Origin of the sequence: Cupriavidus agavae (assembly GCF_004217045.1) — a bacterium.
Classification (GTDB): Bacteria; Pseudomonadota; Gammaproteobacteria; order Burkholderiales; family Burkholderiaceae; genus Cupriavidus; species Cupriavidus agavae.
Genome location: NZ_SGXM01000009.1, coordinates 73,857 through 99,417, shown reverse-complemented (window position 1 = coordinate 99,417; position 25,561 = coordinate 73,857). Strand labels below are relative to the sequence as shown.

The window sequence follows — 25,561 nt, the reverse complement described above, 5'->3', positions numbered from 1 at the left end:
GATAGTGTCGTATGAATGACCGTGCCAATATCGCGCTGCTCGGCAGCAGCGCCTCCCCCCTCCATCCCATGCAGGAACTGCTGTCGATTGCCGGGTTCCAGTGCAACTATTTTCAGGCCGGCCGTGACCTGATCCACGGCCTCGGCCACGACAACTTCGAGATGCTCCTGATCGACAGGGATCTGCCCGACATCTCCGCCATCGACGTGATCCGCGCCGTGCGCGCGGTGCGCAACCGCGATGTGCCGATCGTACTGTTCGCCGGCCAGGGCAGCGATGACGACGTGGTCGAGGCGCTGGACGCCGGCGCCGACGACTACGTGGTACGGCCCCTGAGCGCACGGGTGCTGCTGGCCCGTCTGAGCGCGCTGCGCCGGCGCGTGGCCGACACCCGCCTGCGCGCGCCGCTGCCGCTGCGCGCCGGCGGCTATGAACTGAACAGCCCGGGCCGCTATGCCACGCTGCACGGCGTGCGGATTCCGATGACGCCCAAGGAGTTCGATCTCGCCATGCTGATGTTTGCCAACGCGGGCCGCATCCTGGCCAGCCAGCGCATCGAGAACACGATCTGGGGCCACGACCTGCCGGGCGATTCCCGGGCGCTGGCCGGGCTGGTTTCGCGCATGCGCCGCACGCTCAATCTGTGTCCGGAGAACGGGGTGACCGTATCGGTGGTCTACGCGCAGGGCTACCGGCTCGACGTGCTCGACCACGCCGCACGCGAGGAATTGTCGAGCCACCGCGAGGTGCAGGCCGACCCGGACACCCCCGCCCTGCACTACTGACCGATCGTTCCGCCAGCACTCCTCCGCGGGGCCGGCAGGTGACGCCGCGTCACGCCGGCGTCACATCTGTCGCGGACCATCTCACCGCGCCGCGAGACTCACCGATGCCACCGCCCGGCTCCCAGCCGGGCCGCAAAGACTTCGGGAGCCGCCGCGCCTGGGTCATGGCAAGGCGGGGCAACGCCCCGGAGGAGTGTTACTCGTGTTTCAAGCCATCAAGCTGGGATTGCCCGCGCGGCGCGGCCAATCCGTGTGGCAGGGGCTCGCGCGGCTGCCGCTGGTCCTGCGGCTCTCGGCCGCGTTCGTCCTGATCTATGCCTTCGGCGCCATCGTCGGCCTGACCGGCATCGTCAACCTGATCGACCTCAAGGAAGATACCGACACGCTGTACCAGCGCGACATGCGCGGCGCGATCTCCGCCGAGCGGGCGCAGGCTTCGCTGGCGATGCTCGGCCGCGCGCAGCTCGCGCTGACGCTGGCCACCTCGGGCACCGAGCGCGACACGGCCGCCGGCGAGATTGCCGCGGCGATGAAGCAGCTTGACGCCGCCGTCGACGGCGTCCGTCACGCCGCGCCCGAACAGGCGCAGGCGCTGCAGAAGGAGCGCGTCGCGGCCGGCGACCTGACCAGCCGCTTCGTCGAACTGATGCGCAAGCAGCCGCTCGACGCACTGCAGTTCGATGCCGCCGTCTCGATCGACAGCCATTTCCTGAACGAACAACTGCAGAAGCTCGGCGCGCTGATCGAGACCACCCGTACCGCGCTGGCACGACAGGCCGCCGGCACCGTGGCGGGCGTCGCCGCCGCGCAGACCCGCGCGCAGCGCGTGATGGCCGGCCTGCTTGGCGCGAGCCTGCTCGCCGCGGCCTGGCTGGCGTGGATTGCCGCGCGCAGCCTGACCCGCGAACTCGGCGGCGAGCCGCGCGACGCGGCGGCGGCCGCCAACCGCATTGCCGGCGGCGACCTGACGGCCCATATCGCGCTGCGCAACCAGGACGACGGCAGCCTGCTGTACTACCTGGCGGGCATGCGCGACCAACTGGCCGGAGTGCTGGCCGGCATCCAGCAATGCGCGCACGAGATCTCTGACGCCAGCCATGGCATCACGCAGGGCAACCAGGCACTGGCGACGCGCACCGGCACGCAGGCCGCCGCGCTGGCCGATGCCGCCAGCAACGTGACGCGGCTGACCACGCTGGTGCAGCAGGCCCACACGCAGGCGCAGGAATCGAGCGGGATGGCGAGCCGCGCGCGGCAGGCTACCGGCACGGGCATGGCGGCGGTGCGCGACATGAGCGCGGCCATGGCCAATGTCCATGCGCAGTCGCGCAATATCTCGGACATCGTTGCGGTGATCGAGAGCATCGCCTTCCAGACCAACATCCTCGCCCTCAACGCTGCCGTGGAAGCGGCCCGCGCCGGCGAGGCCGGGCGCGGCTTCGCCGTGGTGGCCCAGGAGGTGCGCGCGCTGGCGCAGCGCAGCGCCACGGCCGCCCGCGAGATTGGCACCATCATCGGCGACGCCGCGCGCGAGATTGCACGCGGCGCGGAACTCAGCACGCATGTCGAGTCTGCCATGTCAGGCATCGATACCGCTGTGCAGCATAGCCACACGCTGGCGGCCGAACTTAGCGAACTGGCCGACGAACAGGCCGCCGGCATCCGCACCGTGACCGACGCGCTGGCGCGCCTGGAACAGACCAGTGCCGACAACGCCCGGCTCGTGGACAGCCTGACCGGGCAGGCGGCGCGCCTCGACGAGCAGGCCGAGGCGCTGGAGGGCGACGTGGCGCGCTTCCGGTTCTAGGGCGCACCCGCGGGGAATTGTGGCTTCAGCCTGCTCCCGCGCTGCCGTAAATAGTGTTGATCCGATTTGCCGATGCCGGCTGGCCGGCTAGGATATCTGCCTGCCCGCTGGTTCCTGCGGGCGCGGCAGACCCGATCAACACTCACGCGCAGGTGGCGGAAAGGCAAAGGACGCATGCTACGCAAGGCCGGACAGGACGACAGCACATTCGAGGAAGACTTCGAAAACGCCGGGCGCGACTGGGCGCCCCGCCTGAAGCCTTGCGGCACCTGCCACGCCTGCGAGCAGCCCATCGGCCGGGCGGACCTGTTCTGCGGGATTGCCTGCCAGTACGCGTTCGAGCATTTCGAAATGCAATTGCTGCGCCGCCGCTAAACTCCGCCGCCTTCCCCATCCGCCCTCGTATCACGGCCTGACATATCTGCCGCCATGCCCGGCTGGCCGATTGCCGTACATTTCCTTTCAACTTCCTGTCAACCGCCCGGCCTTGCGACCCGTTGAGGCGATCATTGCGGCAGCTTCCGTCGTCCGCGCCGGCCCGGAATCCCAGGCTGGAGGCGGCAGATGTGTCCGCAGGAAACAATTGCGGGAACGGGGTAACCGGTATTTACGGATGGACGGATCAAGTTACACAACTGTTGCACTTACGCACACTTTGTGTCGTCCGGATCGTAAAAAAGCCAGATACGCTAGACCCATCCCATCACGACTGACCACGAAACATCATGTCTGAACGCCTCATCATGCTGGACGTACCCGGTGTCCTGTACTCGGACCGCTCCGCTGCCCGCCTGGGCGGTACGCCCAACACGGGCACGCTCCGGGATGTCAGGTTCTTCGACCCCATCGCGCTCGGTTTCCTGCGCCGCCTGTTCGGCATTGCCGGGGCCCGCGTGGTGGTGTCCGATGCGTGGCGCCGCGGCACCCCGGCGGCGATCTTCCAGCAGCTCGACCTGCAGGTGGAAGGCATGACGCCCCCGACGCAAGGCGGCCACGGCGCGGAAATCGACGCCTGGTTCGGCCAGCATGCGGCGCCCGGCGCCTGGGTCATCATCTCGACGGCTCCGGCCGCCTCGTTCAGCGCCGGGCAGCGTGCCCGGCTGGTGTCGGTCGATCCGGCCGAAGGACTGACGGTCGACAACTTCCGGCAGGCGCTCGACATCCTTGGCGTGGCCTGCCCGTCCACGGTAACGCCCGATTCGCGCGTCGAGCCGGGCCTGAAGGCCAAGCTGCGCCACCTGCAACGCCTGGCCCGCGACGAGCCTGAGCGCTTCACGCCCTCCCCGGCTGCCGACGGCGCCCGCGAGCAGGCCATGGCGGTAGCGGTGGCCAGCCTGACCGGCAAGCAGCTCGCTCCGTCGGTCATCCACGCCTGATCGTTTCCTTTCTCCGGTTTCGCCAGTCGTGACACGTGACAAAGGCCGCCCCTCGGGGCGGCCTTTTGTCGTTTAAGGAACTGGCGAATCAGCGAGCCGTCAGCTTGACCTGCGGGAAGTCCACGGGCACCGCGAACGCCACATTGATGTAGTTGGTGAACAGGTTCAGCGCAACATGGGCGACGATCTCGACGATTTCCTCGTCGTTGAAGCCCACTTCACGCAGGCGGGCCACATCGGCGTCGCTGCTCTGGCCACGCGACTCCACCAGTTGCAGCGCGAAAGCCAGCGCGGCGGCGGTCTTCGGATCGTTCGACTGGCCTCCCTGGGCCGCCGTCATCTCGTCGGCGCTGGCGCCGGCCTTGCGGCCCAGCGCGGTGTGCGCGGCCAGGCAGTACTCGCAGCGGTTGCGGTCGGCCACGGCCACGGCGATCTGCTCGCCCAGCTTGGCCGGAATCACGCCGCCGCCCAGCGCACCAAACGCGCCCCACATCGATTGCAGCGCGGCGGGCGAGTTCGACACGGCGCGGAACATCTTGGGAACGACGCCGAAAGCGCCGTGGATTTGCGCCAGCGCAACCTGGCTGCCTGCGGGGGCCGATTGGGGATCGAGTACGGGGATACGTGCGGTCATGATGTGCTCCTGGGTGGTCTGGGTTTCGGGACGCTGGTTTGTTGCTGTCCTTGGAGACCATAATGGTGCCAATCCGCGCACGCTGAGATACCATCCGTCCAGGAAACATATCCAATCGTCCAAGGACCATGGCTACCCCGTCCCTGACCAACTCGACCTCCCTCGCCGCCCCGTCCGCGCCGGTGGATCGGCTTTCAGCGCTGCTCGAACGCTTCCGCATCCGCGCCCACCTGTTCCACAGCGGCCCGCTGTGCGGCATTTCGCGCTTCAACGAGCCCGAGCGCGGCTTTCTGCACGTGATGCGCGATGGCGAGATGACCGTGACGCACCACAGCAAGGGGCTGCCCCGCGAACTGGCAATCCGCGAGCCGTCGCTGCTGTTCTATCCCCGCCCCGCCGTCCACACCTTCCATAATCCGCCAGCCGAGGGGTCGCACTTCGCCTGCGCCACGGTCGAGTTCGCGGGCGGCGCCCGCAACCCGCTAGCGCGCGCCCTGCCGCCACTGGTGGTGCTGCCGCTGGCCAGCGTCGAGGGGCTCGGCCCGGCGCTGTCGCTGCTGTTCGCCGAGACCGAGCGCGTGCGCTGCGGGCAGAGACTGCTGGCCGACCGGCTGTTCGAGGTGGTGGTGATCCAGCTGCTGCGCTGGATGCTCGACCACCCGGACACGGCCGGCATCCAGCCGGGGCTGATCACGGGCCTGTCGGACCCGCGTCTGGCGCGCGCGCTGGTGGCGATGCACGAGGCACCGGGGGAAAGCTGGAACCTGGAGAAGATGGCGGCCTGCGCGGGCATGTCGCGCAGCGCATTTGCCGAGGCGTTCCGGCAGATCGTGGGCCAGACTCCGGCCGACTACCTGACCGACTGGCGCGTCAGCCTGGCGCAGTCGCGGCTGCGCGATGGCGCCCCGCTGAAACTGCTGGCCGACGAGCTGGGCTATGCCAACCCGTCGGCCCTGTCACGCGTGTTCCTGGCCCGGGTGGGCCAGTCTCCGCGCGACTGGCTGCGCGCGGAGCAGAACGTGCCGACCGGCGCTTAGTAGTCGACCGTCATCGAGACCTTGAAGGTGCGCGGCGCGCCAACGAACAGCACGTTGTTGGAAGTCGAAACCCCGGCCCAGTAATCCTTGTTGGCGATGTTCTCGACAGCCGCGCGCATGGTGTAGCGCATCTGCGAAGCCTTGAAGGTGTACCGGGCACCAAGATCGAAACGGTTCCACGATGGCAGGCTGATCGTGTTCGACGTATTGGCGGCCTGGCGGCCCGTCTGGATATAGCGCGCCGATACCGTCGAGCCGGCCAGGAACGGCAGGTCGTACTCGCCGCTCAGCGTCAGCGTGTAGTTGGGCACGCCAACGCCCTTCTTGCCGTCCAGCAGCGGATCGTTCTGGTACTTGGAATCGATGTACGACACACCACCCAGCAGGCGGAAGCCGCGCAACGGCTCGCCGAACACACTCAGTTCCACACCGCGGTTACGCAACTCACGCAGGCCGAAGACGCTGCCCGTCAAGGTCGTTCCCTGCGGCTGCTCGATCTGGAAGATCGCCAGCGTCGTGCCGAACTTGCCGGCGTCGTACTTCACGCCCGCTTCCTGCTGCTTCGACTTCACCGGCGGGAAGATCTCGCCACGATTCACCGCAGTATTGCCGGCCGTGGGGCCCTGGGCCAGGCCCTCGATGTAGTTGTAGTACACCGACACATTCTGCAAAGGCTTCACCACGAGGCCGAACATTGGCGAGGTGGCGGAATCGTTGTAGGTGGAGGTCTGCGCACCCGTTCCGGTGGCATACCCGCGCACGTTGATCACCTGGTGGCGTACGCCGCCGGTGACCAGCACGCGGTCATTGAGGAAGCCCAGCGTGTCGGAGATCGACACGCCATTGAGGTTCGTGCGACCGGTGGTGTACGGGTCGGCGAAGCTGCCGGTGATGGTCGAGGCCGGATAGGCCACGGCCGGCGCATTGTAAAGGTTCGTCGAGAATGTGCCGGAAGACCCGAACGCCGAAGCCTTTTCCTGCTTCAGGCCAGACCAGCTGAGGTTGACCGTATGGTTCACCGGACCGGTGGCAAACTTGCCACGAACGCCCACCTCACCGGTGATCGTGTCCTGCTTGTAGGGCACCGAAAGGAGCGATGCCGTGCCGAAACCGTTACTACCGACGTTGGCGCCGCTGTAATTGCCGAATTCATTGGTGTGGTGCGCACCAAAGGCGGCGTAGGTGGTCCAGTCCTTCGTGATGTCGTACTCGGCGCGGATCGTCCCGTAGGTGTCTTCGAGCTTCGAGTTCGTCCACTGCTGCGCCCAGTTCGTGGTGGAGGACGGCACCGGCGGCAGTGCGGTAGCGGCTGCGGTCAGATTGATCGTGCTGCGGCCCTGGAACACCGACTGCTTCTGGTAGCCGAAATCGGCGTTCACGCGGAACGCGTCGCCCTGGTAGTCAAGGCCGAGCGTAAACAGGCGTTGCTGGCGGCTCTCGTTATCGACCGCGGTGTCGCCGCCCCGTGCCATGGCATTGACACGCACGCCGAACTGCTTTTTCTCGCCGAAACGGCGGCCCACGTCGATATGGCCGCCCACCTGGCCGTCGCTGGTGTAGTCGATCGTGCCCTGCGTGATCGGCGTGGCCAGCGCGTATTTGGGCACCAGGTTGATGGAGCCGCCGATTGTCGTACCTGCCGGCGAAACGCCGTTCAGGAACGCGTTGGCACCGCGGAACACTTCCACGCGCTCCAGGCCCTCGGGAGAAACCAACTGGCGCGGAGCGATACCGTACAGGCCGTTGTAGCTGATGTCGTCGCCGCTCAGCGTGAAGCCGCGTACCACGAAGGCTTCTGAAAAGTTGCCAAAACCCGATGTCACACGCACGGCGGGATCGTCAGCCAGCACGCCGCCGAGCGTACGCGCCTGCTGGTTCTGCATCTGCTCGGACGTGTACGACGTGACGCTGAACGGCACGTTCATGAAATCCTGGTTGCCGAGCACGCCCAGGCGGCCGCCACGGGCCACCTGGCCGCCGGCGTACGGCGCGGGCAGTTGGTCGGGCGACGACGCGCCGCGCACGGTCACCGTGGGCAACGTGGTGCCGGCGCCTTGCGCCGTGGCGTCGGCCGTGGCTTCCTGGGCGAAGGCCAGCGTCGGCAGCAGGCCGGCCGCGGCGAGCGCGGTCACGAGATGACGCATGGGGGTACGCGAAGAACGCGGCGAGCGCGAGGCAGGCGCCTGCGCGCGGTGGTGGATAGACAAGGTGACACTCCCTGAAGAAAAAATTGGTCCTGCGCCGCGTTTCTCCTCCGCAGCGGCAGGCTGAACCCGAATCCCGATTCCGTGAACATGCGGCAACGCTCTGCCGGCGTTGCTCGGTGACAAACCTATGGCTGCAGCGGCGCCTGCATGAGCCAGGGCGACAGCACCGCCGCCACGGCCCCGACAGCCGTGGCAATCCGCGCCAGGCGCGGCGTGGCCTGCGGCGCCCACGAGAACGCACCGACCACGGTCAGGGCGCCCAGCGTGAGCACGCCGGCCCAGTACACCACGCCGAAGGCCCAGCCTTCGGCCAGTACGCACGCCGCCAGTGCCAGCGTCAGGGCGATGGTGCCCTGCCAGCGCAGCCGCCTGACCCGCGCCGGCTCCGGCGAGGTACCGCGTCCGTACATGTCGGCGTGGTGGCGGTCCAGCGCCTGGGCAAGCCAGGTGAAGCCGCCCACCGCAAACCCCAGCCCGGCCACGCAGGCCGGACCCACCGAGATCATCGCGGCGCCGCTCATTGCGATACCTCGATGCCGTTGACGTTGCGCACGGCACCGGCCGGCCGGGCACCCTTCGCCGTGGCCTTGGCGCCCTTGGCGGCCGCCTTCGGCGCGGGCTTGCGCCTGCCAACCATCCACGCGGCACTGCCCAGGCCGATGCCGAGCGCCAGCACCGTGAGGTCGAAGCCCGCCACGACGGCCGGACCGTGGACCAGCGTCACGCCAAGGTGGGTGGCGGTGGTCAGCGCGTTGAGTACCGGCAGGCCCGCGAACAGCGCCGCGCCCACCCACAGCTGCACGGCCCACATGCCGCGCGTGGGCCGGATCTGCGCCAGCACCGCCGCGACGGCCCAGGCGGCGAAGAATGCCTGAACCTCGACACCCTGGCGTTGCGCCAGATCGACCGGCAGCAAACGATTGGCCCAGAAGTACGCGGCCATGGCGATCGGCAGCCCGGCGATGGCCCCCAGGTTCAGCGCTTCCACCAGCCGCAGCCCGAACGGCGTGCGGCCCGTGGCGGCGATGCGCCTGGCGTGGTGCTGGCGCGTCTTGACGCCCCACAGCACCGCGCCGGTGGCCACCATCAGCGCCCCGGCGATTCCGGACAGGAAGAACAGCGCGCGCAGCAGCGGCGGCGCGAAGTGGGCCACGTGCAGGCCCACCATCGTGAAGCGGGTGGCGCTGGGGCCCGAGATCTCGTCGCCCAGCTTCGCCTTGAGTTCGCCAGTCGGGCCGGCGAACACCATCGACGGCGGCGTGGTCCGCATGCTGCGCTCGTCGTGGCGCGTCAGGGCCACGGTGGCGCCGGCGTTGTTGGGCTGCTCGACCGTGATGCGCTCGATCCCGCTGCCGTTCCAGTGCGCCTTGGCCTGCGCGATCATCGGGGCGATCGGGGCCAGCGGCGCAGACTCCTTCGACGGCTTGACGCGTGGCGCACGGGCGGCCAGTTCGGTGTTGAACGCCTGGTTGTCGCCCTTGTACACGGCATCGATGCCCCACGGCATGTACATGAACATCAGCGTGACCAGCCCGGTGTAGGTGATCATCAGGTGGAACGGCAACGCCAGCACGGCCACTGCGTTGTGGGCGTCCAGCCAGGAGCGCTGCCCCTTCTTGCGCCGGAACGTGAAGAAATCCACGAAGATGCGCCGGTGCATGATCACGCCGCTGACAATCGCCACGAGCATGAACATCGTGCAGAAGCCGATGATCCAGCGCGCCCACAGCGCGGGCATGTAGTGCAGGTCGAAGTGCAGGCGGTACAGGAATTCGCCGCCGCGGGTCTGGCGGGCGCCGGGGATCGGTTCGCCGGTGGCGGCGTCCAGCGTGCGGGTTTCGAGCCGGGCCCGGTTGTTCTTGCCCTTGTCCTCGGGGGTCGGCTGGCGCAGCCAGAACAGGGAAATGGCGGGATTACGATCGTCGGGCAGCGTGATGAACCAGCGCTCGGCATTGGGCGCCTCGCGCTGCAGGAAGCTGTAGGCCCGCTGCGCGGCATCGACATCGGATACCCGCGTAGTCAGCGACGCGTGCAGCTCGGGCTTCATCCAGATCGTGATCTCGTCCTTGTAGTAGCTGGCGGTTCCGCCGCAGAAGACGAGGAACAGGAACCAGCACACCAGCAGGCCGGACCACGTATGGAGCCACGCCATCGCCTGGCGCAGGCCCTGATCTTTCCGGAGTTCAGTCATCACGCACCCCGCAAGGCAAACCAGCCAAGGCCGAGCACAGCGGCCGGCACGGCCAGGCCGATCCACGCGCGCGTGGCGGTACCGGCCGCGAAGACCCAGACCACGGCCAGCGCGAACCACAGGAACGACAGCAGCGAGGCCGTCACGACGGCATCGGCGCGGGCCATGCCCGTCCATCGGGCGAGAACCAGCGACAGGCATCCGGTGGCCAGCGCGGCGACGGCGTAGCCGCCCAAGATGGCCGCGAGCGCGCGCGAGGCGACGCCCACGCGATATCCGACCGTGATGCCCTGCTTCATATTTCTACGATGTCCGAAAAATTAACGCACATGATAATCGTTCCCATTGCTGATGTCTGCCGGGAGATATGACGAGTGCGCATGGGAGCGGGCAGACATTGGCAGACATGTCGCAAAACCGACAACTGCCAGGCAGGCCGGCAAGTGCCGCCGGTGCGGTGTTCGCACAAAACCTGAGCATGAATTCCGCTCTGCGGAATCGTCATTCCGCCACGCGGTTGACGATGGCCCGAGATCGATGGGACGATCCTCCACATCGAATACCGGCGGAATCCACGCCGGAAGCCTGTCTGGAGACACCATGAGCAGCACCGCCGCACCGGCGGGCCATTCCGGCCCGACGTCCTCCCCTTCCTATCAGCCCAGGTTCGACCGCCTGCACCAGACCATGGCACCGTGGGTGGCCAGCGAGCCTGACCGCATCGCCGTGATGGACGCGCACCGGGCACTGCGCTATGCCGAACTCGACGTGGCGGTGCGCGACACGGCCCGGACGCTGGCCGAGCTCGGCGTGCGCGGCGGCGACCGCGTGGTGCTGGTAACCGAGAACAGCGTGGGCTGCTCGGTGCTGCTGCTGGCGCTGAGCGCGCTCGATGCATGGTCGGTGCCGGTCAACGCCCGGTTGTCGGCGCGCGAGATCGCCAACATCGTCGAGCATGCCGGCGCCCGCGTGACGCTGTACCTCGACAACGATTTCCCCGAAGCCCGCGAGCATGGCGTGGCGCGCGGCGCGCAGGATGCCGAATGGACCCACGTGGGCCGCCTGCTGGTCAGCGCGGTGGACGAAGCGGCGGTGCCGGAGCCCGTCGAGGCCGATCCGCGCCGGCAGGTGGCGGCGCTGATCTACACCACCGGCACCACGGGCGCGTCGAAGGCCGTGATGCTGACGCACGCCAATCTGATGTTCATCGGCCATTCCAACCGGCTGCAGTCGCGCGTGACCGCCGGCGACCGTGTTTATGGCGTTTTGCCGATCTCGCACGTCTATGGGCTGTCCGTGCTGCTGGTAGGCCCCGTGTCGAACGGGGCCACGGTCTACTACGAACCGCGTTTCCGGCCCGAGAAGCTGGCGCGGGCGCTGGTGGACCAGCAACTGACCGTGCTGCACGGCGTGCCGGCCATGTACGCCAAGGTCATCGAATGGGGCCGCGCCAACGGCCAGTCGCTGCGCACGCCAGCGCTGCGGATGGCGCAGTCCGGTGGTGCCCCGCTGACGGCCACGCTGAAGGCCGCGTTCGAGGACGCGTTCGGCATCGTGCTGCACAACGGCTACGGCATGACCGAGACCTCGCCCACGGTCTGCCAGACCCGCGTGGAACATCCGCGCCAGGATTGCTCGGTGGGCCCGGTGGTGCCCGATGTCGAGATCATGCTCGGCGCCCCGCTGCCCGACGGCAGCGGCGAACTGCTGGTGCGCGGGCCGAACGTGATGAAGGGCTACTACCGCCGCCCCGACCTGACCGCCCAGACCATCGACGCCGACGGCTGGCTGCATACCGGTGATCTGGCGAAGATCGATCCTGACGGGGCGGTGTCCATCGTGGGCCGCTCCAAGGAGATCATTATCCACTCGGGCTTCAACGTGTATCCCGAGGAAGTGGAGCAGTCGCTGAACGCCTTCCCGGCGGTGCTGCAGTCGGCCGTGGTGGGCCGCGCGGTGGAGGGCAACGAGGAAGTCATCGCCTTCGTCGAGGTACGCGGCGGCATGACGCTCGACGAGCCCGCGCTGCGCGCCTTCCTGCGCGAACGGCTGTCGCCGTACAAGATGCCCGCCGAAATCCGCGTCGTGGCACAACTGCCCGCCGCACCCTCGGGCAAGATCCTCAAGGCCAGGCTGCGCGAGCAACTGGCCGCCGGCAACCTGTGAGCGCCACCATGGAACAGACCCTGACCGCCATGGCGGACGATTCCGCTGACAACCACGCTGACAAGCACGCTGACGCCCTCGCCCTCGCCCCCGCCCTGCCCGGCAAGCCCGAAAGCCGCCGCAAGGAAGACCGCCACTTCGTCACCGCGCTGGCCCGTGGGCTCGATGTGCTGGCGTGCTTCCGCGCGTTCGACAGCGAACTCGGCAATGCCGAACTGGCCCAGCGCTGCGGCCTGCCGAAATCGACGATCTCGCGCCTGACGCACACGCTGACCGAACTTGGCTACCTGCAGGCGCTGACGGAGCCGGTGCGCTACCGGCTCGGCAGTTCGGCCCTGGCGCTGGCGCCGGCCGCCCAGCAAGGCGCGGATGTGCTCTCCGTGGCACGGCCGTTCATGCAGGAGCTGGCCAATCTCTCGCAAGGCGTGGCCTCGCTGATCGTGCGCGACCGGGGCCGCATGCTGATTTTCGAGAACTGCCAGGCCGAGAGCTACCTGACGCTGCGCGTGCCCGTGGGCAGCCGCGTGTCGGGGCTGGCCACGGCGGCCGGGCGCGCCTACCTGCTGGCGCTGCCACCCGCCGAGCAGCGCCAGGCGCTGAGTGCGTTCCGCACCGACGACAAGGCCAGCGCGGCGCAGGCCGAGACGATGCTCGAACAGTGCCGGGACGAACATCGCCGGCTGGGTTGCACCACGTCGTTCGGCGAGTGGCTGCCCGACATCAACTCGATTGCGCTGGCCTTCCGTCCCGGCCCCTCGCTGCCGCCGATGACGCTGAGCTGCAGCGGCCCCAACGCCGTGGTGCCGCCCGCGCATCTGCTGGAGAAGGTGCGGCCGCTGCTGCAGCAGCACGTGCGCCGCATCGAGGCCACTTTCGGCGTGACCGCCTGACGGGTTCCGGGGGGCAGCGGGAACGTCGCGTTTGCCGTACGATGCGGTTTCCCCTGGCCCCACCGGATAACCCGCCATGCCTCACCTCGTCGTCGAGATCACCGAAAACACCCGCCTGACGCGTTCGAAGGAAGAACTGCTCGACGAATGCAACGCCGCGCTGCTCGCCAGCGGCCATTTTGACGAACCGGCCATCAAGTCGCGTTGCGTGACGCTGACCACGTTCCGCCAGGGCACCGGGGAAGCCGAGCGCGCGTTCGTGCACGCCACGCTGCAGATCCTCGACGGCCGCGACCAGGCCATCCGCAAGCAGGTGGGCCAGATCGTGGTCGATACCATTGCGGAAATGGTGCGCCCCGGCACGCCGGGACAGGTCGTACACGTGACCGCCAATGTGGTGGAAATGGAGCGCGCGACGTTCGCCAAGCAGGTGGTGGGCGGCTAATGGTGGAAGGCTGGGCGCCCGCGCTCAGCCAAGCCGTGCGACCTTGGCACCGGCGGTGTCCAGATGCGCGTCCAGGGCGTCCAGGCAGGGCCGGAACGCCGCCGTGACGCGGTCGTCGGCACGCAGCCGGGCCGTGAACTGGAGCGCCAGGCCGTGCGCCCGGCTCCAGAGCGCGTTCGGCACCCCCGGATGCAGCCGGGCCGGCGGCAACTCGTTCGACAGGAACCCGCTCGCACGCGGTGCGAACCCCATCGGCAGCATGTCATAAGCAGGCGCCAGCCGATAGGGACGCGCATGCCGCTCGTCGCCATTGCTGAACGACACGTTGCCGTTGTGCATGTCGGTGTTGCCGATCATGACGCCGAACGCGTAGAGCAGCGCCACGCCATCGGCCGATTCCTGCGTGATGTGCCCCTCGGCGGCCAGCCGCGCCGCGATGACGGGCCAGATGGCGGCGCCCTCCCCCGCGAACTCCGCATCGACCGATGCCAGCGAGAACAGCGCCCGCCGCCCCAGCGGCCCGATCCGGTCGAAGCGTTCCACCTCCAGGAACCGCTGCCCGCCGTGATCGATCACCTGCGAACGGGCCGCCGAGACGCCCGCGGCCGTCAGCGTTTCCAGCGCGTGGTGCTCGGTCAGCAGCAGGTCGCGCCAGCGCCCGGTGATCTCGTTGGCGTCCGGCAGCGTGAACTTGACCAGCACATGGCGGGCACCGGCTGGCGTGTCGGCATAGGCGGCGAATTTTGGCTGTTCGCCACCCGCCGACGACCCCGGCAGTTCCCCGCGCGCGGCCTCCATCGCCAGGCGGGCATAGACCTCGCCCTTCCCGGCCTGTGCAATCGGCTCGGGTATCGGGGAATCGAGAAACCGCTCGCGCGCCTTGTCGCCCAGCAGCAGGTTGCCCACTGCGTCATGGCCCTGCGCGATCAGGGCGCGCAGCACGTGGGTATCGCTCCACTCGGCCACGTTGGCGGGGAGCCCGAGCGGCTCGGCATGGCGGGCGGCATAGGCCCGGCCCAGGAAACCCTGCGGGCGCATGTCCAGCAGCCACCACGGCAGGCTGTCGCTGAACCGCGTCAGGCCATCGGTTTCGCGCATCACGAACCCCTCCGGCCGCACCGGTATCAGCTCGCCCAGCGGATGGATCGTGCCGTCCGGACAGACCCGGTAGATCGGGATGTCGCCCAGCCCACGTTGGGGGTCGCGGAGCGCGTAATGAATAGATCGGGCGGCGCCCAGCCGCACCAGTTCCTCACCCATCGCCCCGATCGCACGCGACAACGTTGGCTGGGAAACCCCTGTATCTTCAATGAGTTGCCGCGCACTGGCGGGCCCATGCGCAAGCTTGAGACGAAGACGTTCGGCGAGCGGAGCCATATCTGAATAGATTCTTGAATAGAATCATGAATAGATACTGGAATATACCACTCGCCGACCCATCCTGTTTTTGGTGGCGTTTACAGCACTTGTCGGAATCGAAGTCTCAGGTCACCGGCGCCGGGTTGAACAGCGCGAGCGAGTTCTGCAGCCCATGGTGCTCGGCCCACGTTTTCTTGCGGCCGCTGGCCACCTCGATCATGAGGTTGAACAGTTCCCAGCCCACGTCCTCGATGGTGGCGTCGCCGGTGGCGATGCTGCCGGCGTTGATGTCCATCAGGTCATGCCAGCGGCGGGCCAGGTCGCTGCGCGTGGCAACCTTGATGACCGGCACTTCGGCCAGGCCGTACGGCGTGCCGCGGCCCGTGGTGAAGACGTGCAGGTTCATGCCGGCCGCCATCTGCAGCGTGCCGCAGATGAAGTCGCTGGCGGGGGTGGCGGTGTAGTTCAGGCCGCGCGTCTTGACGCGCTCGCCCGGCGAGACCACGCCGGCAATGGGTGCGCTGCCCGACTTGACGATCGAGCCCATGGCCTTCTCGACGATATTCGACAGGCCGCCCTTCTTGTTGCCCGGCGTGGTGTTGGCGCTGCGGTCCGCGCGGCCGCGATCCAGATAGCGGTCGTACCAGTCCATCTCGCGGATCATGGCCTCGGCCACTTCGGGCGTGGCGGCGCGCGAGGTCAGCTGGTCGATGCCGTCGCGCACTTCGGTCACTTCCGAGAACATCACGGTGGCACCGGCACGCACCAGCAGGTCGGTGGCAAAGCCCACGGCCGGGTTGGCGGTCACGCCCGAGAACGCATCGCTGCCGCCGCACTGCACGCCCACCACCAGTTCGGAGACCGGCACGGTTTCGCGCTTTCGGGCGTTGAGCGTCTTCAGGTGCGTCTCGGCCATTGCCACGATCGAATCGATCATCGAGGCAAAGCCCACGTGCTTGTCGTCCTGCAGGCAGACCACGCCCACCTGCACCTCGCCGGCACCGGTCTGGATCGGGATCGTTCCCGGCGGCATCAGGCGGTCCGGCTGCAGCTTCTCGCAGCCCAGGCTCACCATCATCGCCGTTCCGCCAAAATTGGGGTTCAGCGCGATGTTGCGCAGCGTGCGGATGGGGATGATGGCGTCGGGCGCGTCGATGGCCACGCCGCAGCCGTAGGTGTGTTCGAGGCCCACCACGTCATCGACGTTCGGGTACTTCGGCAGCAGTTCGGCCTTGATCCGGCGCACCGCGAAGTCCACCACGCCCGACACGCACTGCACGGTCTCGGTGATGGCCAGGATGTTGCGCGTGCCCACCGAGCCGTCCGGATTGCGGAATCCCTCGAACGTGTAGCCTTCGAGCGGCGGCAGCGGCTCGGGCACGCGCGTGCCGATGGGCAGGTCGGTCAGGCCGGGGGCCGTCGGCATGCGGATCACACGCTCGTTGACCCAGCTGCCGCGCGGCAGGTCCTTGAGCGCGTAGCCGATGGTGACGTTGTAGCGCGTCACGGCATCGCCTTCCCTGAGGTCCACCAGCGCCACCTTGTGGCCCTGCGGCACGTGCTCCACGAGCGTCAGGCCGCACGGGAACACCGTACCGGCCGGCTGTCCGCCGTCGTTGGCGACAATGGCCACGTTGTCATTGGCGTGGATGCGGATGTAGAGCGGCTTGGGCGCCGCCGCCACGTTCTGTACCGACAAGTCCGACATTTGGGGGATTCCTTCTTTATTGGGGGTGCTTCAGTTCCACGCGGCGAATGTCCTTGACGATCACCAGGTAGCTCAGCACGCAAACCAGGGCGTTCACGCCGACGAACACCAGCGCGCCGTTGAACGAGCCCGTCGTGCTCAGGATATAGCCGATCACGATCGGCGTCACGATGCCGGCGATATTGCCGAACGTGTTGAAGATGCTGCCGGCCATGCCGATCACTTCCTTGGGCGCCGTATCGGCCACCACGGCCCAGCCCAGCGCGCCGATACCCTTGCCGAAGAACGCCAGCGCCATGATGCCCACCACGAGCCACTCGGCATCCACGTAGTTGCAGGCGATCATCGACATCGACAGCGCCATGCCGGCCACGATCGGCACCTTGCGCGCCAGCGTCAGCGAATGGCCACGGCGCAGCAGCGCATCGGAGATCACGCCGCCGAGCACGCCGCCCAGGAAGCCGCAGATCGCCGGCAGCGACGCCACGAAGCCCGCCTTCAGGATCGACATGCCGCGCGCCTGCACCAGGTACACCGGGAACCACGTCAGGAAGAAGTACGTCAGCACGTTCACGCAGTACTGGCCCAGGTAGACGCCGGCCAGCATGCGGTTCGAGAGCAGCTGCTTTGCATAGAACCAGCCGGTGGGGCTGGCTTCCTTCGCCTTGCCCTCGCCCTCGTTCATGTGGATCAGCCCGCCGCCCTGCTCGATGTGGGCCAGTTCGGCCGGGTTGACCGCCGGGTGGGTGGCTGGGCTGCGCATGACCTTGAGCCAGACCAGCGCCAGCAGCATGCCCATGATGCCCATCCACAGGTAGACGTGGTGCCAGCCCCAGCTATGGACGATCCAGGCCATCAGCGGCGTGAACACCACGGCGGCAAAGTACTGCGCCGCGTTGAAGATGGCCGAGGCCGTGCCCCGCTCGTCGGTGGGGAACCAGCTCGCCACCACCTTGGCGTTGGCCGGGAAAGCCGGGGATTCCGCCAGGCCCACCGCGAAACGCAGGCCGAACAGCGCGGCCAGCGTGGCGCCGGCGGTGCCGAAGATGCCGATCCAGCCCTGCAGCAGCGTGAAGAACGACCAGGCGAAGATGCTCACGGCGTAGATGCGGCGCGCGCCGAAGCGGTCGAGCAGCCAGCCGCCCGGGATCTGGGCCATCACGTAGGCCCAGCTGAACGCCGAGAAGATATAGCCCATCTGCACGGCCGAGAAGCCGAACTCCTCGCGCATGGCGGGACCAGTGATGGAGAGCGTGGCACGATCGGCGTAGTTGATCGTGGTCACGATGAAGATCAGGGCAAGAATCCAGTAGCGGACATTGGTGCGGCGGGCGCCGGTGGCGGCGGTCGCGCTGGTGCTTGGTGTTGCGGTCATCGGGTCTCCTCACAGCCGGGGGCCTGGGGCAGGAATGCGTTGGGACCGGCCTGTGATATGTCGTCGTACGACTCAGATTATAGAGACGGCGTTCCCTTCGATGTACCACGCGTTTACCCTGACTCGGTGCACGATGCCCCGGCAGCGTGCAAAGACGAAAAAACCGCACCTTTCAATTGGCTTGCGGGCTGGCGGGCGATCGGGGCAATCTGGCACGTGCGGCGGCGAAGTCCTTGCAACCTCCCCGAATGGCGCCGAAGCGCTGCCCCAATTCGGGGTTTTCCCTCGAATCCGACCTTATCGCTTGCATGGTCAAGATGTTAGTTGTACGATGACTTATCTCGAAGCCATCCACACGATGGAGCGAGGTACAACCGGCCTTGTTCCACACAAACCACCCATTCGCCATGTGGCGATCAGGAAGAGCGACATGACTACACCGCAAGAACTGAAGCAGATTATCTCGGAAGGCCTGCTCTCGTTTCCGATCACGGATTTCGACCAGCAAGGTAACTTCCGCGCCGATACCTACGCCAAGCGCCTGGAATGGCTGGCCCCCTACGGCGCATCTGCCCTGTTCGCTGCCGGCGGCACGGGCGAATTCTTCTCGCTGACGCAGCAGGATTACTCGAACGTGATCCGCACCGCCGTGGAAACCTGCCGCGGCAAGGTGCCCATCCTGGCCGGCGCCGGCGGCCCGACCCGCGTGGCCATCGAATACGCCAAGGAAGCCGAGCGCCTGGGCGCGCACGGCATCCTGCTGATGCCGCACTACCTGACCGAAGCCAGCGAAGACGGCATCGCCAACCACATCGAAGAGGTCTGCAAGGCCACCAAGTGCGGCGTGATCGTCTACAACCGCGCCAATTCGCGCATCGGCGCCGACCTGCTGGAAAAGGTGGTGGACAAGTGCCCGAACCTGATCGGCTTCAAGGACGGCGTGGGTGACATCGAGGCCATGGTCCGCGTGCGCCGCAAGCTGGGCGACCGCCTGGCCTACCTGGGTGGCCTGCCCACCGCCGAAGTCTACGCCGCCGCCTACAAGGCGCTGGGCGTGCCGGTGTACTCGTCGGCCGTGTTCAACTTCATCCCGAAGACCGCGATGGACTTCTACCGCGCCATCGCCGCGGACGACCACGCCACCGTGGGCCGCCTGATCGACGACTTCTTCCTGCCGTACCTGGACATCCGCAACCGCAAGCATGGCTACGCCGTCTCGATCGTCAAGGCCGGCGCCAAGCTGGTGGGCTACGACGCAGGCCCGGTGCGCGCACCGCTGACGGACCTGACCGAGGAAGAACTGGGCATGCTGGACGCCCTGATCAAGAAGCTCGGACCGCAGTAAGCCGGCGCAGTCAGCCGGTGTTGCCCCCCGTCCGGCGGACGGGGGGTGTAGTGAGTGAGTTGTGAGTTGAAGCATTGCAGCCGGCTTGTGCCGGCTTTTTTTCGTTCAGGCGCCTGAGATCGGCTTCAACACGGGAGGCCGCTGCAGCGCGGGCGCCGCCGCCTCAAGGATATCGGCCCGATTGCCATGGCGCGGCGGATAGATGCGCTGGCAGTTGATGACCTGCTTCGTCGCCTTGGCCTGCTCGCCCACGGCCACGACTTCGCGGTCCCATCCCTGGCTGTAGACGGCACCGGCCGGCCCGAGGTCGATGATGTTGGTGTACCAGTCGATGTTCAGCGCCAGCAACGGCTCGCCAAACAGTTCGCAGACCGCGTTGTGGCCCGCGTAGCGCCCCATGGGCCGGGCGTGCTGGCAAGACATGACCGACGGGTGCTCGCCGTCGATCAACGCATGCGCGACGTCGCCGGCGGCATAGACGTCGCCCACACCTGCCACGCGCATATACGCATCCACCATCAGCCGGCCCTGTACGTCGCGCTCGGCTTCGAAGCATGCCGTCAGGTCGCTGGCGCGCATGCCGGCGCACCAGACGACCGTCGCCGTGGGGATATGGGTGCCATCGCCCAGCGTCAGGCCATTGGCATCCACGGCCTGCACCGTGGCGCCCGGCACCAGTTCGATGCCCAGGTCCCGGCAGCTTTGTTCGATCACGGCCTGGGCACCGCCCAGATGCCCTGCAATCCTGGCATTGCTATCGACCAGCACCACGCGCACCGGCGGCGCGGCGCCGGCCCGGCCATCGGCCGCCGCGGCTGCCACGGCGCGCAGGCGGGCCGGCAGTTCGCAAGCCAGCTCCACGCCCGTCGCCCCCGACCCGACCACCACTGCCGTGTATTGCCCCGCAGAGGGAGCCCGGGCCGGCAGCGACGCAATATGCTCATGCAGCCGGCGCGCCTGCCCATAGGTGTCGATATCGAAGGAGCAGACGTCCACGTTGGCGATCTGCGGGCGCACGAGTTTGCTGCCGCTGGCAAGAATCAGCTTGTCGTAGGGCAATGAGATCGCGCCGCCCTTGGTCTCGATCTTCACCGTCCTTGCCCGGGCGTCGATGTCGGTCACGTTTCCGACCTGCAATGCCACGCCGATGGGGTCCAGCACCTCGCGCAGCGGCACCAGCGTGGCGGCCAGGTCCTCCTCATAGTTGCGGACGCGTATGCTGTGCTGGTCGTCGCGGTTGACGAGCGTGACCTGCACCGGCCTGTCCAATGATTCCGCCATGCGCACGGCAGCGGCCGCGGCCCAGAGGCCGGCAAAGCCGCCGCCCACTACCACTATTGTCTTCACTGCGTGATCCTCGCGGTTCGGGGCAGGTCTCCCCGTGTTGGCTGGCCGGTCGACGTAGTAATAATGCGAGTCATCGCTCGCGTTTTCAACTTGCACTCCGACCGAAAGGTGCTCGATGCATCTCACGGGCAGGGCTTGGGCGGGGCCGTGGCGAGCAATGGCCGCGCGGCAACGCGCACCATTCCCGCCCATCCCTCGCACCAGTCAGCGCCCGCGGGCGCCCCGAACCGGTGAATACAGCGTCCGCGCCAGCCAGCGCACCGGGCCGGAGCTGGCCCGATATCTGCTAATTGCTTTCCGAAGAGTAGAAGCGTTCAACCGCCCCTCCCCTGCGAGGCAGCGGCAGGAAATTGCTCTTGATCCCCGTGCCCACGGCGGAATCGAGAGCGCCCTACCCTGGCATTCCGCATCCCCGTCGGCCGGCCCGTTCACCCTTCCTGAACCCCGAACGACATGACCGACACCACCCTCCCCCTTCACGAACTGGCCCGCGAATCGCGCATGGGCGCCCATGGCCGCGAGACCGACGCCCGCGAGATCCGGCGTATCGACCTTTCGGATTTCTCCGAGCGCAAGGCCGAGATTGCCGACCAGCTCTGGTACGCCGCCACCGACATTGGCTTCTTCCAGCTGGAAAACCACGGCATCGCGCTGCAGGCCGTGCGGCAAGCGTTTGCCATGGCCGAGCGCTTCTTCGCGCTGCCGGAGGCCGTGAAGGCCCGCTATCCGCTGCAGAAGGCCAACAACGCGGGTTGGGAGTCGCGGGCGCAGGTGCGGCCGTCCACCGGCACGCCGGACCAGAAAGAGTCGTACCAGATTACCCGGCCGCATATGGCGCCGCTGTGGCCTTCGGAAGAGGAGCTGGCGGGCTTCCAGGCGACCATGCTCGCATTCGAGCGGCAGGCATGGACGGTTGGCATGAAGGTGCTCTCGTGCTTTGCCGACAAGCTGGGCTTCGACAGCGACTTTTTCACGCGCGCCCACGATCCGTCCGCGCCGGACTACCAGAGCACGCTGCGGCTGCTGCATTACTACGCGATTCCACCCGAGGCGCAGGCCAGGCTCGAACTGTGGCGCGCCGGCGCGCATACCGATTTCGACTGCCTGACGCTGCTGTTCCAGCGCCAGGGGCAAGGCGGCCTGCAGGTCTGCCCCGGCAAGGAAATGGAGGCGCAGGCCTGGACGCCGATCCCGCCTGACGAGGACGTCATTACCTGCAACATCGGCGACATGCTGATGCGCTGGAGCGACGACCAACTGCCGTCCAACTTCCACCGCGTGCGTAACCCGCTGCCCGGCGAGTACATGGGGCCGCGTTACAGTTTGGCGTACTTTTGCCAGGCGAACCGGGAGGCCGTGATCGAGGGCGCGTCCGGAAAGTATCCGCCGATCAGTGCCGGCGATTTCCTGAAGCAGCGGGTAGCGGCGAACTTCAAGGCGTATTGACGCACTGCAAACCCGAAAACAAAAAACCCCACGCTCTCTCAAGCACGGGGTTTCAAGCCGCCCGGCTCCGGACGAGCCGGAGCCAGGCAAACGACTACCAAAGAAATCGGACTATCGGGCCGCGGGCTATCAGGCCGCGGCGTCCTTCAGCTTCTTCAGCGGACGGACCTTGACCTTGACGCTGGCCGGCTTGGCCGGGAACCAACGCTCTTCACCGGTGAACGGGTCCTTGCCGAAGCGCTTCTTCTTGGCCGGCACTTGCTGCGCGGTCACCTTCAGCAGGCCCGGCAGCGTGAATTCGCCAGCGCCCTTCTTGTTCAGCGCGCTGACGATGGTGTTTTCGAGGTGGGCCAGCACCGACTTCACGGCCTTGGCTTCGAGCTGGGTTTGCGCTACCAGGTGAGCGACCAGGCTCGACTTGTTGAAGGTGTCCTTCAGCGGCTTCGGAGTCGGAGCAGCGGCCGGAGCAGCCTTCTTGGCCGGAGCGGCGGCCTTCTTCGCGGCAGCCTTCACGGGTGCCTTGGTTGCTACTGCCTTCTTGGCAGCAGGCTTGGTTGCAGTCTTCGCGGTCGGTTTCGCTTTGGTCGCCATGTCGATATACGAGAGTTGAAGATTGTCGTTCCGGCCGGTTCCGCGCTGCTTGTTGCATTGCTGGTAACCATGCTGGCCGGCACGCACTGAATCATAGCGGAAACAGCCAGAAGTAAAGGGGTTTTCTCACATGCGGTAGGTCAAACCAAGTGAAAACCCCGGGTTTTGTCGCTGCTTTGCGTCAGCGAACACGCTGCGGAGCGCTACGTCCCCCCACTTTCGCGTGTGACAGACGCTGCAAACACGCAAAAGTTCGATGGCTCAGTGCGCGTGAGCGGCCATCGCATCGCGCGTTTCGCGCGCCAGGCCCAGCGCGAAAGCGGTCTCCGCCACCAGGAAAAGCGGACCCACCAGCAGGCCCACGAGGTCGTCGACGAAGGCCGGCTTGCGTCCTTCAAAATAGTGGCCAACGAACTGGATGACCCATCCCAGTACGAACAGTCCGATGCCGCTGGCCAGCCATGCCGTGGTGGAAAGCGCGGCGAGCCATGCGCCGAGGCAGACGAACGCGGCAAGGATGGCCGCCATCGCCAGGCCGAAACCGAGCGACAGCCGCAGGTAGAACAGGCAGGCCAGCGCGTAGACCACCACGGCCGGCGTCAGCAGCAGGCCACTGTCGCCCAGCGGCATGCCGGGGCGGCCCAGCAGCGTGGTCACGGCCAGCACGATCATCGGGATGCCGACGAAATGCGTGACGACATTGCGCGCGTCGCGGTGGTAGGCGGCGTACTGGGACAGATGGTCGATCAGGGTTTTCACGTGGGGTCTCCTTGTCTGCGTGCGGCGTCGGGGCGTCGGTCCGGGCCGGGTTTTTACAGTGGATTTATAGTAGTCATGCGAGACGCGCCCCGGAATAGCATTAACCCGCCGTTCGAGGCACCCCACTAATTCCAGCCGGAACGCCCCCATGCACGCCGTCGACGACATTCCCGCCCTGCCCCCGGATCAGCGCGACGCGTGGCTGCGCCGCATCGGCTTCGAGCAGCCTCCGTTGCCCACGGGGGAGTCCCTCGACGCCCTGATCGGCGCCCACCTGATCCATCTGCCGTTCGAGAATCTGAATGCCCTGACGGGCCGCCGCGTGGCGATCGACCTGCCCGCGGTCTTCGACAAGCTCGTGCGGCACGGGCGCGGCGGCTACTGTTTCGAACTGAACACGCTGTTCTGCGCGGGGCTCAAGGCGCTGGGCTATCGCGTGACGCCGCTGGCCGCACGCGTGCGCTGGAACGTACCGGCGCAGACGCCCGCGGGGTTGTCGCACATGCTGCTGCGCGTGGAAGTGGCCCACGAAAGCCATATTGCCGACGTCGGCTTCGGCGGGCCCACGCCGGGCTGCGCGCTGCCGCTCTCGGCGCCTGCTGCCGGCAACACCCCCTACCGGCTGCTGCCGTTGCCGCCTGCCGAGTCCGGCACGAGCTTCCACCAGTACGAACTGGCCGTCGAGGACAACACCGATGCGGCCGCCGAGCCATGGCGCGTGCTGTACCGGTTCGACCTCACCCCACAGCCCCAGATCGACTACGTGGCCCGCAACTGGTACGTCTCGACCCATCCCGACAGCCATTTCACGCACGGGCTGATTGCCGCGCGCACGGCGGAGGATGGCACGCGGCTGGCGCTGGCCAATGCCGAACTGAGCCGGCGCACGCCCGACGGGCAGGTGCGGCGCGAAGTGCTGACCTCGGCGTCCGCCGTCATCGAAGCGCTGGCCGCGCAGTTCGGCATCCGGATCGACCCCGATCTGCGCGCGGCACTGGCGGCGCGCCTGCCGCAGGTGATTCCGGGCCTGTCCGCCCACTGAACGCCAGCCCGGTGCCGCCCGGCGCCCGGCGCCCGGCGCCCGGTTCCGCGCTGCGGCACATAGCCATGCATCGCGCGCATTGCCCGCAGAAAGTTTCCTGATAACGCCGCCGCCATGGCCTTCCGGCCATGGACTGGCCCGGCACCGCTGCCCATAATGTCCCGGCTCATTCCACGCATCAGGCGGCGGCCAGGACCGCTGCCATCCACCAGGAGACACCCACCATGTCATTGTTCGATCTGTCGGGCAAGGTAGCCATCATCACCGGATCGTCGCGCGGCATCGGCCAGGCCATTGCCGAGCAACTGGCCGTGCAAGGTGCCAAAGTCGTCATTTCCTCGCGCAAGATCGAGGCTTGCCAGGAGACCGCCGACGCCATCAACGCGCGCCACGGCGCCGGCACCGCGCTGGCCGTGGCCGCCAACATCTCGTCCAAGGAAGCGCTGCAGCATCTGGTGGACGAGACCAACCGCGTGTTCGGCAAGGTTGACGTGCTGGTCTGCAATGCGGCATCGAACCCCTACTACGGCCCGATGAGCGGCGTGACCGACGAGCAGTTCCGCAAGGTGCTCGACAACAACGTGATTTCCAACCACTGGCTGATCCAGATGGTGGCGCCGCAGATGATCGAGCGCAAGGACGGCTCGATCATCATCGTGTCGTCGATTGGCGGCCTGCGCGGCTCTCCGACGATTGGCGTCTACAACGTCTCGAAAGCCGCCGATTTCCAGTTGGCGCGCAACCTGGCCGTGGAGTTCGGGCCGCACAACGTGCGCGTGAACTGCATCGCACCGGGCCTGATCAAGACCGATTTCGCCCGCGCGCTCTGGGAAGATCCGGTGCGCTACAAGCAATCCACCGAGAACGCCCCGCTGCGCCGCATCGGCGAGCCCGTGGAGATCGCCGGCGCGGCCTGTTTCCTGGCCTCAGCGGCCAGCACGTTCATGACCGGCCAGGCCATGGTCGTGGATGGCGGCGTGACGATCTGAGCGGTTCCCCCGGGGCGGCCACCCGGCCGCCTTTCGTGCCAGCAGCATGATCTTCGCGGGAG

At 67.3% G+C, this 25,561-nt stretch carries 23 protein-coding genes; 12 read left to right on the top strand and 11 right to left on the bottom strand.

Annotated elements, in window-relative coordinates; genetic code table 11:
- Nucleotides 1–11: 11 nt before the first annotated feature.
- The 4 genes from EV147_RS22425 (at nt 12) to EV147_RS22410 (ending at nt 3,968) form a co-directional block, all read left to right on the top strand.
- Nucleotides 12–785, top strand: coding sequence for a response regulator transcription factor (locus EV147_RS22425; RefSeq protein WP_130393416.1), 774 nt, complete (start codon nt 12–14; stop codon nt 783–785).
- A gap of 202 nt (nt 786–987) precedes the next feature.
- Nucleotides 988–2,592, top strand: coding sequence for a methyl-accepting chemotaxis protein (locus tag EV147_RS22420; RefSeq protein ID WP_130393415.1), 1,605 nt, complete (start codon nt 988–990; stop codon nt 2,590–2,592).
- Between the two features lie 174 nt (nt 2,593–2,766).
- Complete coding sequence (locus EV147_RS22415) at nt 2,767–2,967, top strand: hypothetical protein (protein ID WP_130393414.1); 201 nt, start codon at nt 2,767–2,769, stop codon at nt 2,965–2,967.
- A gap of 350 nt (nt 2,968–3,317) precedes the next feature.
- Complete coding sequence (locus tag EV147_RS22410; protein ID WP_130393413.1) at nt 3,318–3,968, top strand: HAD domain-containing protein; 651 nt, start codon at nt 3,318–3,320, stop codon at nt 3,966–3,968.
- Between the two features lie 88 nt (nt 3,969–4,056).
- Here EV147_RS22410 and EV147_RS22405 read toward each other — a convergent pair whose 3' ends face one another.
- On the bottom strand, nt 4,057–4,602 hold the full coding sequence (locus EV147_RS22405; RefSeq protein ID WP_130393412.1) for a carboxymuconolactone decarboxylase family protein: 546 nt from the start codon (nt 4,600–4,602) through the stop codon (nt 4,057–4,059).
- 128 nt (nt 4,603–4,730) lie between these two features.
- Here EV147_RS22405 and EV147_RS22400 point away from each other — a divergent pair, with 128 nt between their 5' ends.
- Complete coding sequence (locus tag EV147_RS22400) at nt 4,731–5,639, top strand: AraC family transcriptional regulator (protein WP_130393411.1); 909 nt, start codon at nt 4,731–4,733, stop codon at nt 5,637–5,639.
- On the opposite strand, the gene EV147_RS22395 is transcribed toward EV147_RS22400, so the two are convergent.
- From EV147_RS22395 to EV147_RS22380, 4 genes are all read right to left on the bottom strand, one after another.
- Entirely contained in the window at nt 5,636–7,783 is a 2,148-nt protein-coding gene (locus EV147_RS22395) for a TonB-dependent receptor (RefSeq protein WP_130393410.1), read from the bottom strand. The two genes, EV147_RS22400 and EV147_RS22395, sit on opposite strands and share 4 nt — an antisense overlap.
- 188 nt (nt 7,784–7,971) lie before the next feature.
- A complete protein-coding gene (locus tag EV147_RS22390) occupies nt 7,972–8,367 on the bottom strand; it encodes a DUF3325 domain-containing protein (protein WP_235844925.1) in 396 nt (131 codons plus the stop codon).
- Nucleotides 8,364–10,037 (bottom strand): PepSY-associated TM helix domain-containing protein, encoded by a 1,674-nt coding sequence (locus EV147_RS22385; protein ID WP_130393409.1) that lies wholly within the window; start codon nt 10,035–10,037, stop codon nt 8,364–8,366. The genes EV147_RS22390 and EV147_RS22385 overlap by 4 nt, the downstream gene beginning before the upstream one ends.
- Nucleotides 10,037–10,336: a DUF3649 domain-containing protein gene (locus tag EV147_RS22380; protein WP_130393408.1), complete on the bottom strand. Its 300-nt coding sequence runs from the start codon at nt 10,334–10,336 to the stop codon at nt 10,037–10,039. The genes EV147_RS22385 and EV147_RS22380 overlap by 1 nt, the downstream gene beginning before the upstream one ends.
- A gap of 301 nt (nt 10,337–10,637) precedes the next feature.
- Between EV147_RS22380 and EV147_RS22375 the strand changes: the two genes are divergently transcribed.
- The 3 genes from EV147_RS22375 (at nt 10,638) to EV147_RS22365 (ending at nt 13,538) form a co-directional block, all read left to right on the top strand.
- The gene (locus EV147_RS22375) at nt 10,638–12,203 is read left to right on the top strand and encodes a class I adenylate-forming enzyme family protein (RefSeq protein WP_130393407.1); all 1,566 of its coding nucleotides are present in this window, start codon (nt 10,638–10,640) and stop codon (nt 12,201–12,203) included.
- Nucleotides 12,204–12,211: 8 nt separating this feature from the next.
- Nucleotides 12,212–13,093 carry an IclR family transcriptional regulator gene (locus tag EV147_RS22370; RefSeq protein ID WP_235844924.1) on the top strand — a complete coding sequence of 294 codons (882 nt, stop codon included), beginning with the start codon at nt 12,212–12,214 and terminating at the stop codon, nt 13,091–13,093.
- 76 nt (nt 13,094–13,169) lie between these two features.
- A complete protein-coding gene (locus EV147_RS22365) occupies nt 13,170–13,538 on the top strand; it encodes a 5-carboxymethyl-2-hydroxymuconate Delta-isomerase (RefSeq protein ID WP_130393406.1) in 369 nt (122 codons plus the stop codon).
- A gap of 24 nt (nt 13,539–13,562) precedes the next feature.
- Here EV147_RS22365 and yjjJ read toward each other — a convergent pair whose 3' ends face one another.
- From yjjJ to EV147_RS22350, 3 genes are all read right to left on the bottom strand, one after another.
- Complete coding sequence (gene yjjJ, locus EV147_RS22360; protein ID WP_130393405.1) at nt 13,563–14,915, bottom strand: type II toxin-antitoxin system HipA family toxin YjjJ; 1,353 nt, start codon at nt 14,913–14,915, stop codon at nt 13,563–13,565.
- 106 nt (nt 14,916–15,021) lie between these two features.
- Nucleotides 15,022–16,605, bottom strand: coding sequence for a galactarate dehydratase (gene garD, locus EV147_RS22355; protein ID WP_130393404.1), 1,584 nt, complete (start codon nt 16,603–16,605; stop codon nt 15,022–15,024).
- Nucleotides 16,606–16,621: 16 nt separating this feature from the next.
- Complete coding sequence (locus EV147_RS22350; protein WP_130393403.1) at nt 16,622–17,980, bottom strand: MFS transporter; 1,359 nt, start codon at nt 17,978–17,980, stop codon at nt 16,622–16,624.
- 430 nt (nt 17,981–18,410) lie between these two features.
- Between EV147_RS22350 and kdgD the strand changes: the two genes are divergently transcribed.
- Complete coding sequence (gene kdgD, locus EV147_RS22345) at nt 18,411–19,325, top strand: 5-dehydro-4-deoxyglucarate dehydratase (protein ID WP_130393402.1); 915 nt, start codon at nt 18,411–18,413, stop codon at nt 19,323–19,325.
- Between the two features lie 105 nt (nt 19,326–19,430).
- Here the strand turns inward: kdgD and EV147_RS22340 are convergent, their stop codons facing one another.
- Nucleotides 19,431–20,672: an NAD(P)/FAD-dependent oxidoreductase gene (locus EV147_RS22340; protein ID WP_198680332.1), complete on the bottom strand. Its 1,242-nt coding sequence runs from the start codon at nt 20,670–20,672 to the stop codon at nt 19,431–19,433.
- A 453-nt stretch (nt 20,673–21,125) separates the two neighbouring features.
- Between EV147_RS22340 and EV147_RS22335 the strand changes: the two genes are divergently transcribed.
- The gene (locus EV147_RS22335; protein ID WP_130393400.1) at nt 21,126–22,118 is read left to right on the top strand and encodes an isopenicillin N synthase family dioxygenase; all 993 of its coding nucleotides are present in this window, start codon (nt 21,126–21,128) and stop codon (nt 22,116–22,118) included.
- 129 nt (nt 22,119–22,247) lie between these two features.
- Here the strand turns inward: EV147_RS22335 and EV147_RS22330 are convergent, their stop codons facing one another.
- Together EV147_RS22330 and EV147_RS22325 are read right to left on the bottom strand one after the other, a co-directional pair.
- Nucleotides 22,248–22,709, bottom strand: a complete 462-nt coding sequence (locus EV147_RS22330) for an HU family DNA-binding protein (protein ID WP_130393399.1) — start codon at nt 22,707–22,709, stop codon at nt 22,248–22,250.
- Nucleotides 22,710–22,970: 261 nt separating this feature from the next.
- On the bottom strand, nt 22,971–23,468 hold the full coding sequence (locus tag EV147_RS22325) for an Mpo1 family 2-hydroxy fatty acid dioxygenase (protein ID WP_130393398.1): 498 nt from the start codon (nt 23,466–23,468) through the stop codon (nt 22,971–22,973).
- Between the two features lie 148 nt (nt 23,469–23,616).
- On the opposite strand from EV147_RS22325, the gene EV147_RS22320 reads away from it, so the two are divergent.
- Both EV147_RS22320 and EV147_RS22315 read left to right on the top strand, forming a co-directional pair.
- On the top strand, nt 23,617–24,510 hold the full coding sequence (locus tag EV147_RS22320; RefSeq protein WP_130393397.1) for an arylamine N-acetyltransferase family protein: 894 nt from the start codon (nt 23,617–23,619) through the stop codon (nt 24,508–24,510).
- A gap of 224 nt (nt 24,511–24,734) precedes the next feature.
- Nucleotides 24,735–25,499 (top strand): SDR family oxidoreductase, encoded by a 765-nt coding sequence (locus tag EV147_RS22315; RefSeq protein WP_130393396.1) that lies wholly within the window; start codon nt 24,735–24,737, stop codon nt 25,497–25,499.
- The last annotated feature ends 62 nt before the right edge of the window (nt 25,500–25,561 follow it).

Excerpts from the sequence above, each read along its gene's own strand:
- EV147_RS22400 (WP_130393411.1), top strand. The coding sequence starts at position 4,731 with ATGGCTACCCCGTCCCTGACCAACTCGACCTCCCTCGCCGCCCCGTCC.
- EV147_RS22415 (WP_130393414.1), top strand. The coding sequence starts at position 2,767 with ATGCTACGCAAGGCCGGACAGGACGACAGCACATTCGAGGAAGACTTC.
- EV147_RS22330 (WP_130393399.1), bottom strand. The coding sequence starts at position 22,709 with ATGGCGACCAAAGCGAAACCGACCGCGAAGACTGCAACCAAGCCTGCT.
- EV147_RS22380 (WP_130393408.1), bottom strand. The coding sequence starts at position 10,336 with ATGAAGCAGGGCATCACGGTCGGATATCGCGTGGGCGTCGCCTCGCGC.
- EV147_RS22405 (WP_130393412.1), bottom strand. The coding sequence starts at position 4,602 with ATGACCGCACGTATCCCCGTACTCGATCCCCAATCGGCCCCCGCAGGC.
- EV147_RS22410 (WP_130393413.1), top strand. The coding sequence starts at position 3,318 with ATGTCTGAACGCCTCATCATGCTGGACGTACCCGGTGTCCTGTACTCG.
- yjjJ (WP_130393405.1), bottom strand. The coding sequence starts at position 14,915 with ATGGCTCCGCTCGCCGAACGTCTTCGTCTCAAGCTTGCGCATGGGCCC.
- EV147_RS22335 (WP_130393400.1), top strand. The coding sequence starts at position 21,126 with ATGACCGACACCACCCTCCCCCTTCACGAACTGGCCCGCGAATCGCGC.
- garD (WP_130393404.1), bottom strand. The coding sequence starts at position 16,605 with ATGTCGGACTTGTCGGTACAGAACGTGGCGGCGGCGCCCAAGCCGCTC.
- EV147_RS22315 (WP_130393396.1), top strand. The coding sequence starts at position 24,735 with ATGTCATTGTTCGATCTGTCGGGCAAGGTAGCCATCATCACCGGATCG.
- EV147_RS22390 (WP_235844925.1), bottom strand. The coding sequence starts at position 8,367 with ATGAGCGGCGCCGCGATGATCTCGGTGGGTCCGGCCTGCGTGGCCGGG.
- EV147_RS22385 (WP_130393409.1), bottom strand. The coding sequence starts at position 10,037 with ATGACTGAACTCCGGAAAGATCAGGGCCTGCGCCAGGCGATGGCGTGG.
- EV147_RS22425 (WP_130393416.1), top strand. The coding sequence starts at position 12 with ATGAATGACCGTGCCAATATCGCGCTGCTCGGCAGCAGCGCCTCCCCC.
- EV147_RS22375 (WP_130393407.1), top strand. The coding sequence starts at position 10,638 with ATGAGCAGCACCGCCGCACCGGCGGGCCATTCCGGCCCGACGTCCTCC.
- kdgD (WP_130393402.1), top strand. The coding sequence starts at position 18,411 with ATGACTACACCGCAAGAACTGAAGCAGATTATCTCGGAAGGCCTGCTC.
- EV147_RS22350 (WP_130393403.1), bottom strand. The coding sequence starts at position 17,980 with ATGACCGCAACACCAAGCACCAGCGCGACCGCCGCCACCGGCGCCCGC.
- EV147_RS22365 (WP_130393406.1), top strand. The coding sequence starts at position 13,170 with ATGCCTCACCTCGTCGTCGAGATCACCGAAAACACCCGCCTGACGCGT.
- EV147_RS22320 (WP_130393397.1), top strand. The coding sequence starts at position 23,617 with ATGCACGCCGTCGACGACATTCCCGCCCTGCCCCCGGATCAGCGCGAC.
- EV147_RS22370 (WP_235844924.1), top strand. The coding sequence starts at position 12,212 with ATGGAACAGACCCTGACCGCCATGGCGGACGATTCCGCTGACAACCAC.
- EV147_RS22395 (WP_130393410.1), bottom strand. The coding sequence starts at position 7,783 with ATGCGTCATCTCGTGACCGCGCTCGCCGCGGCCGGCCTGCTGCCGACG.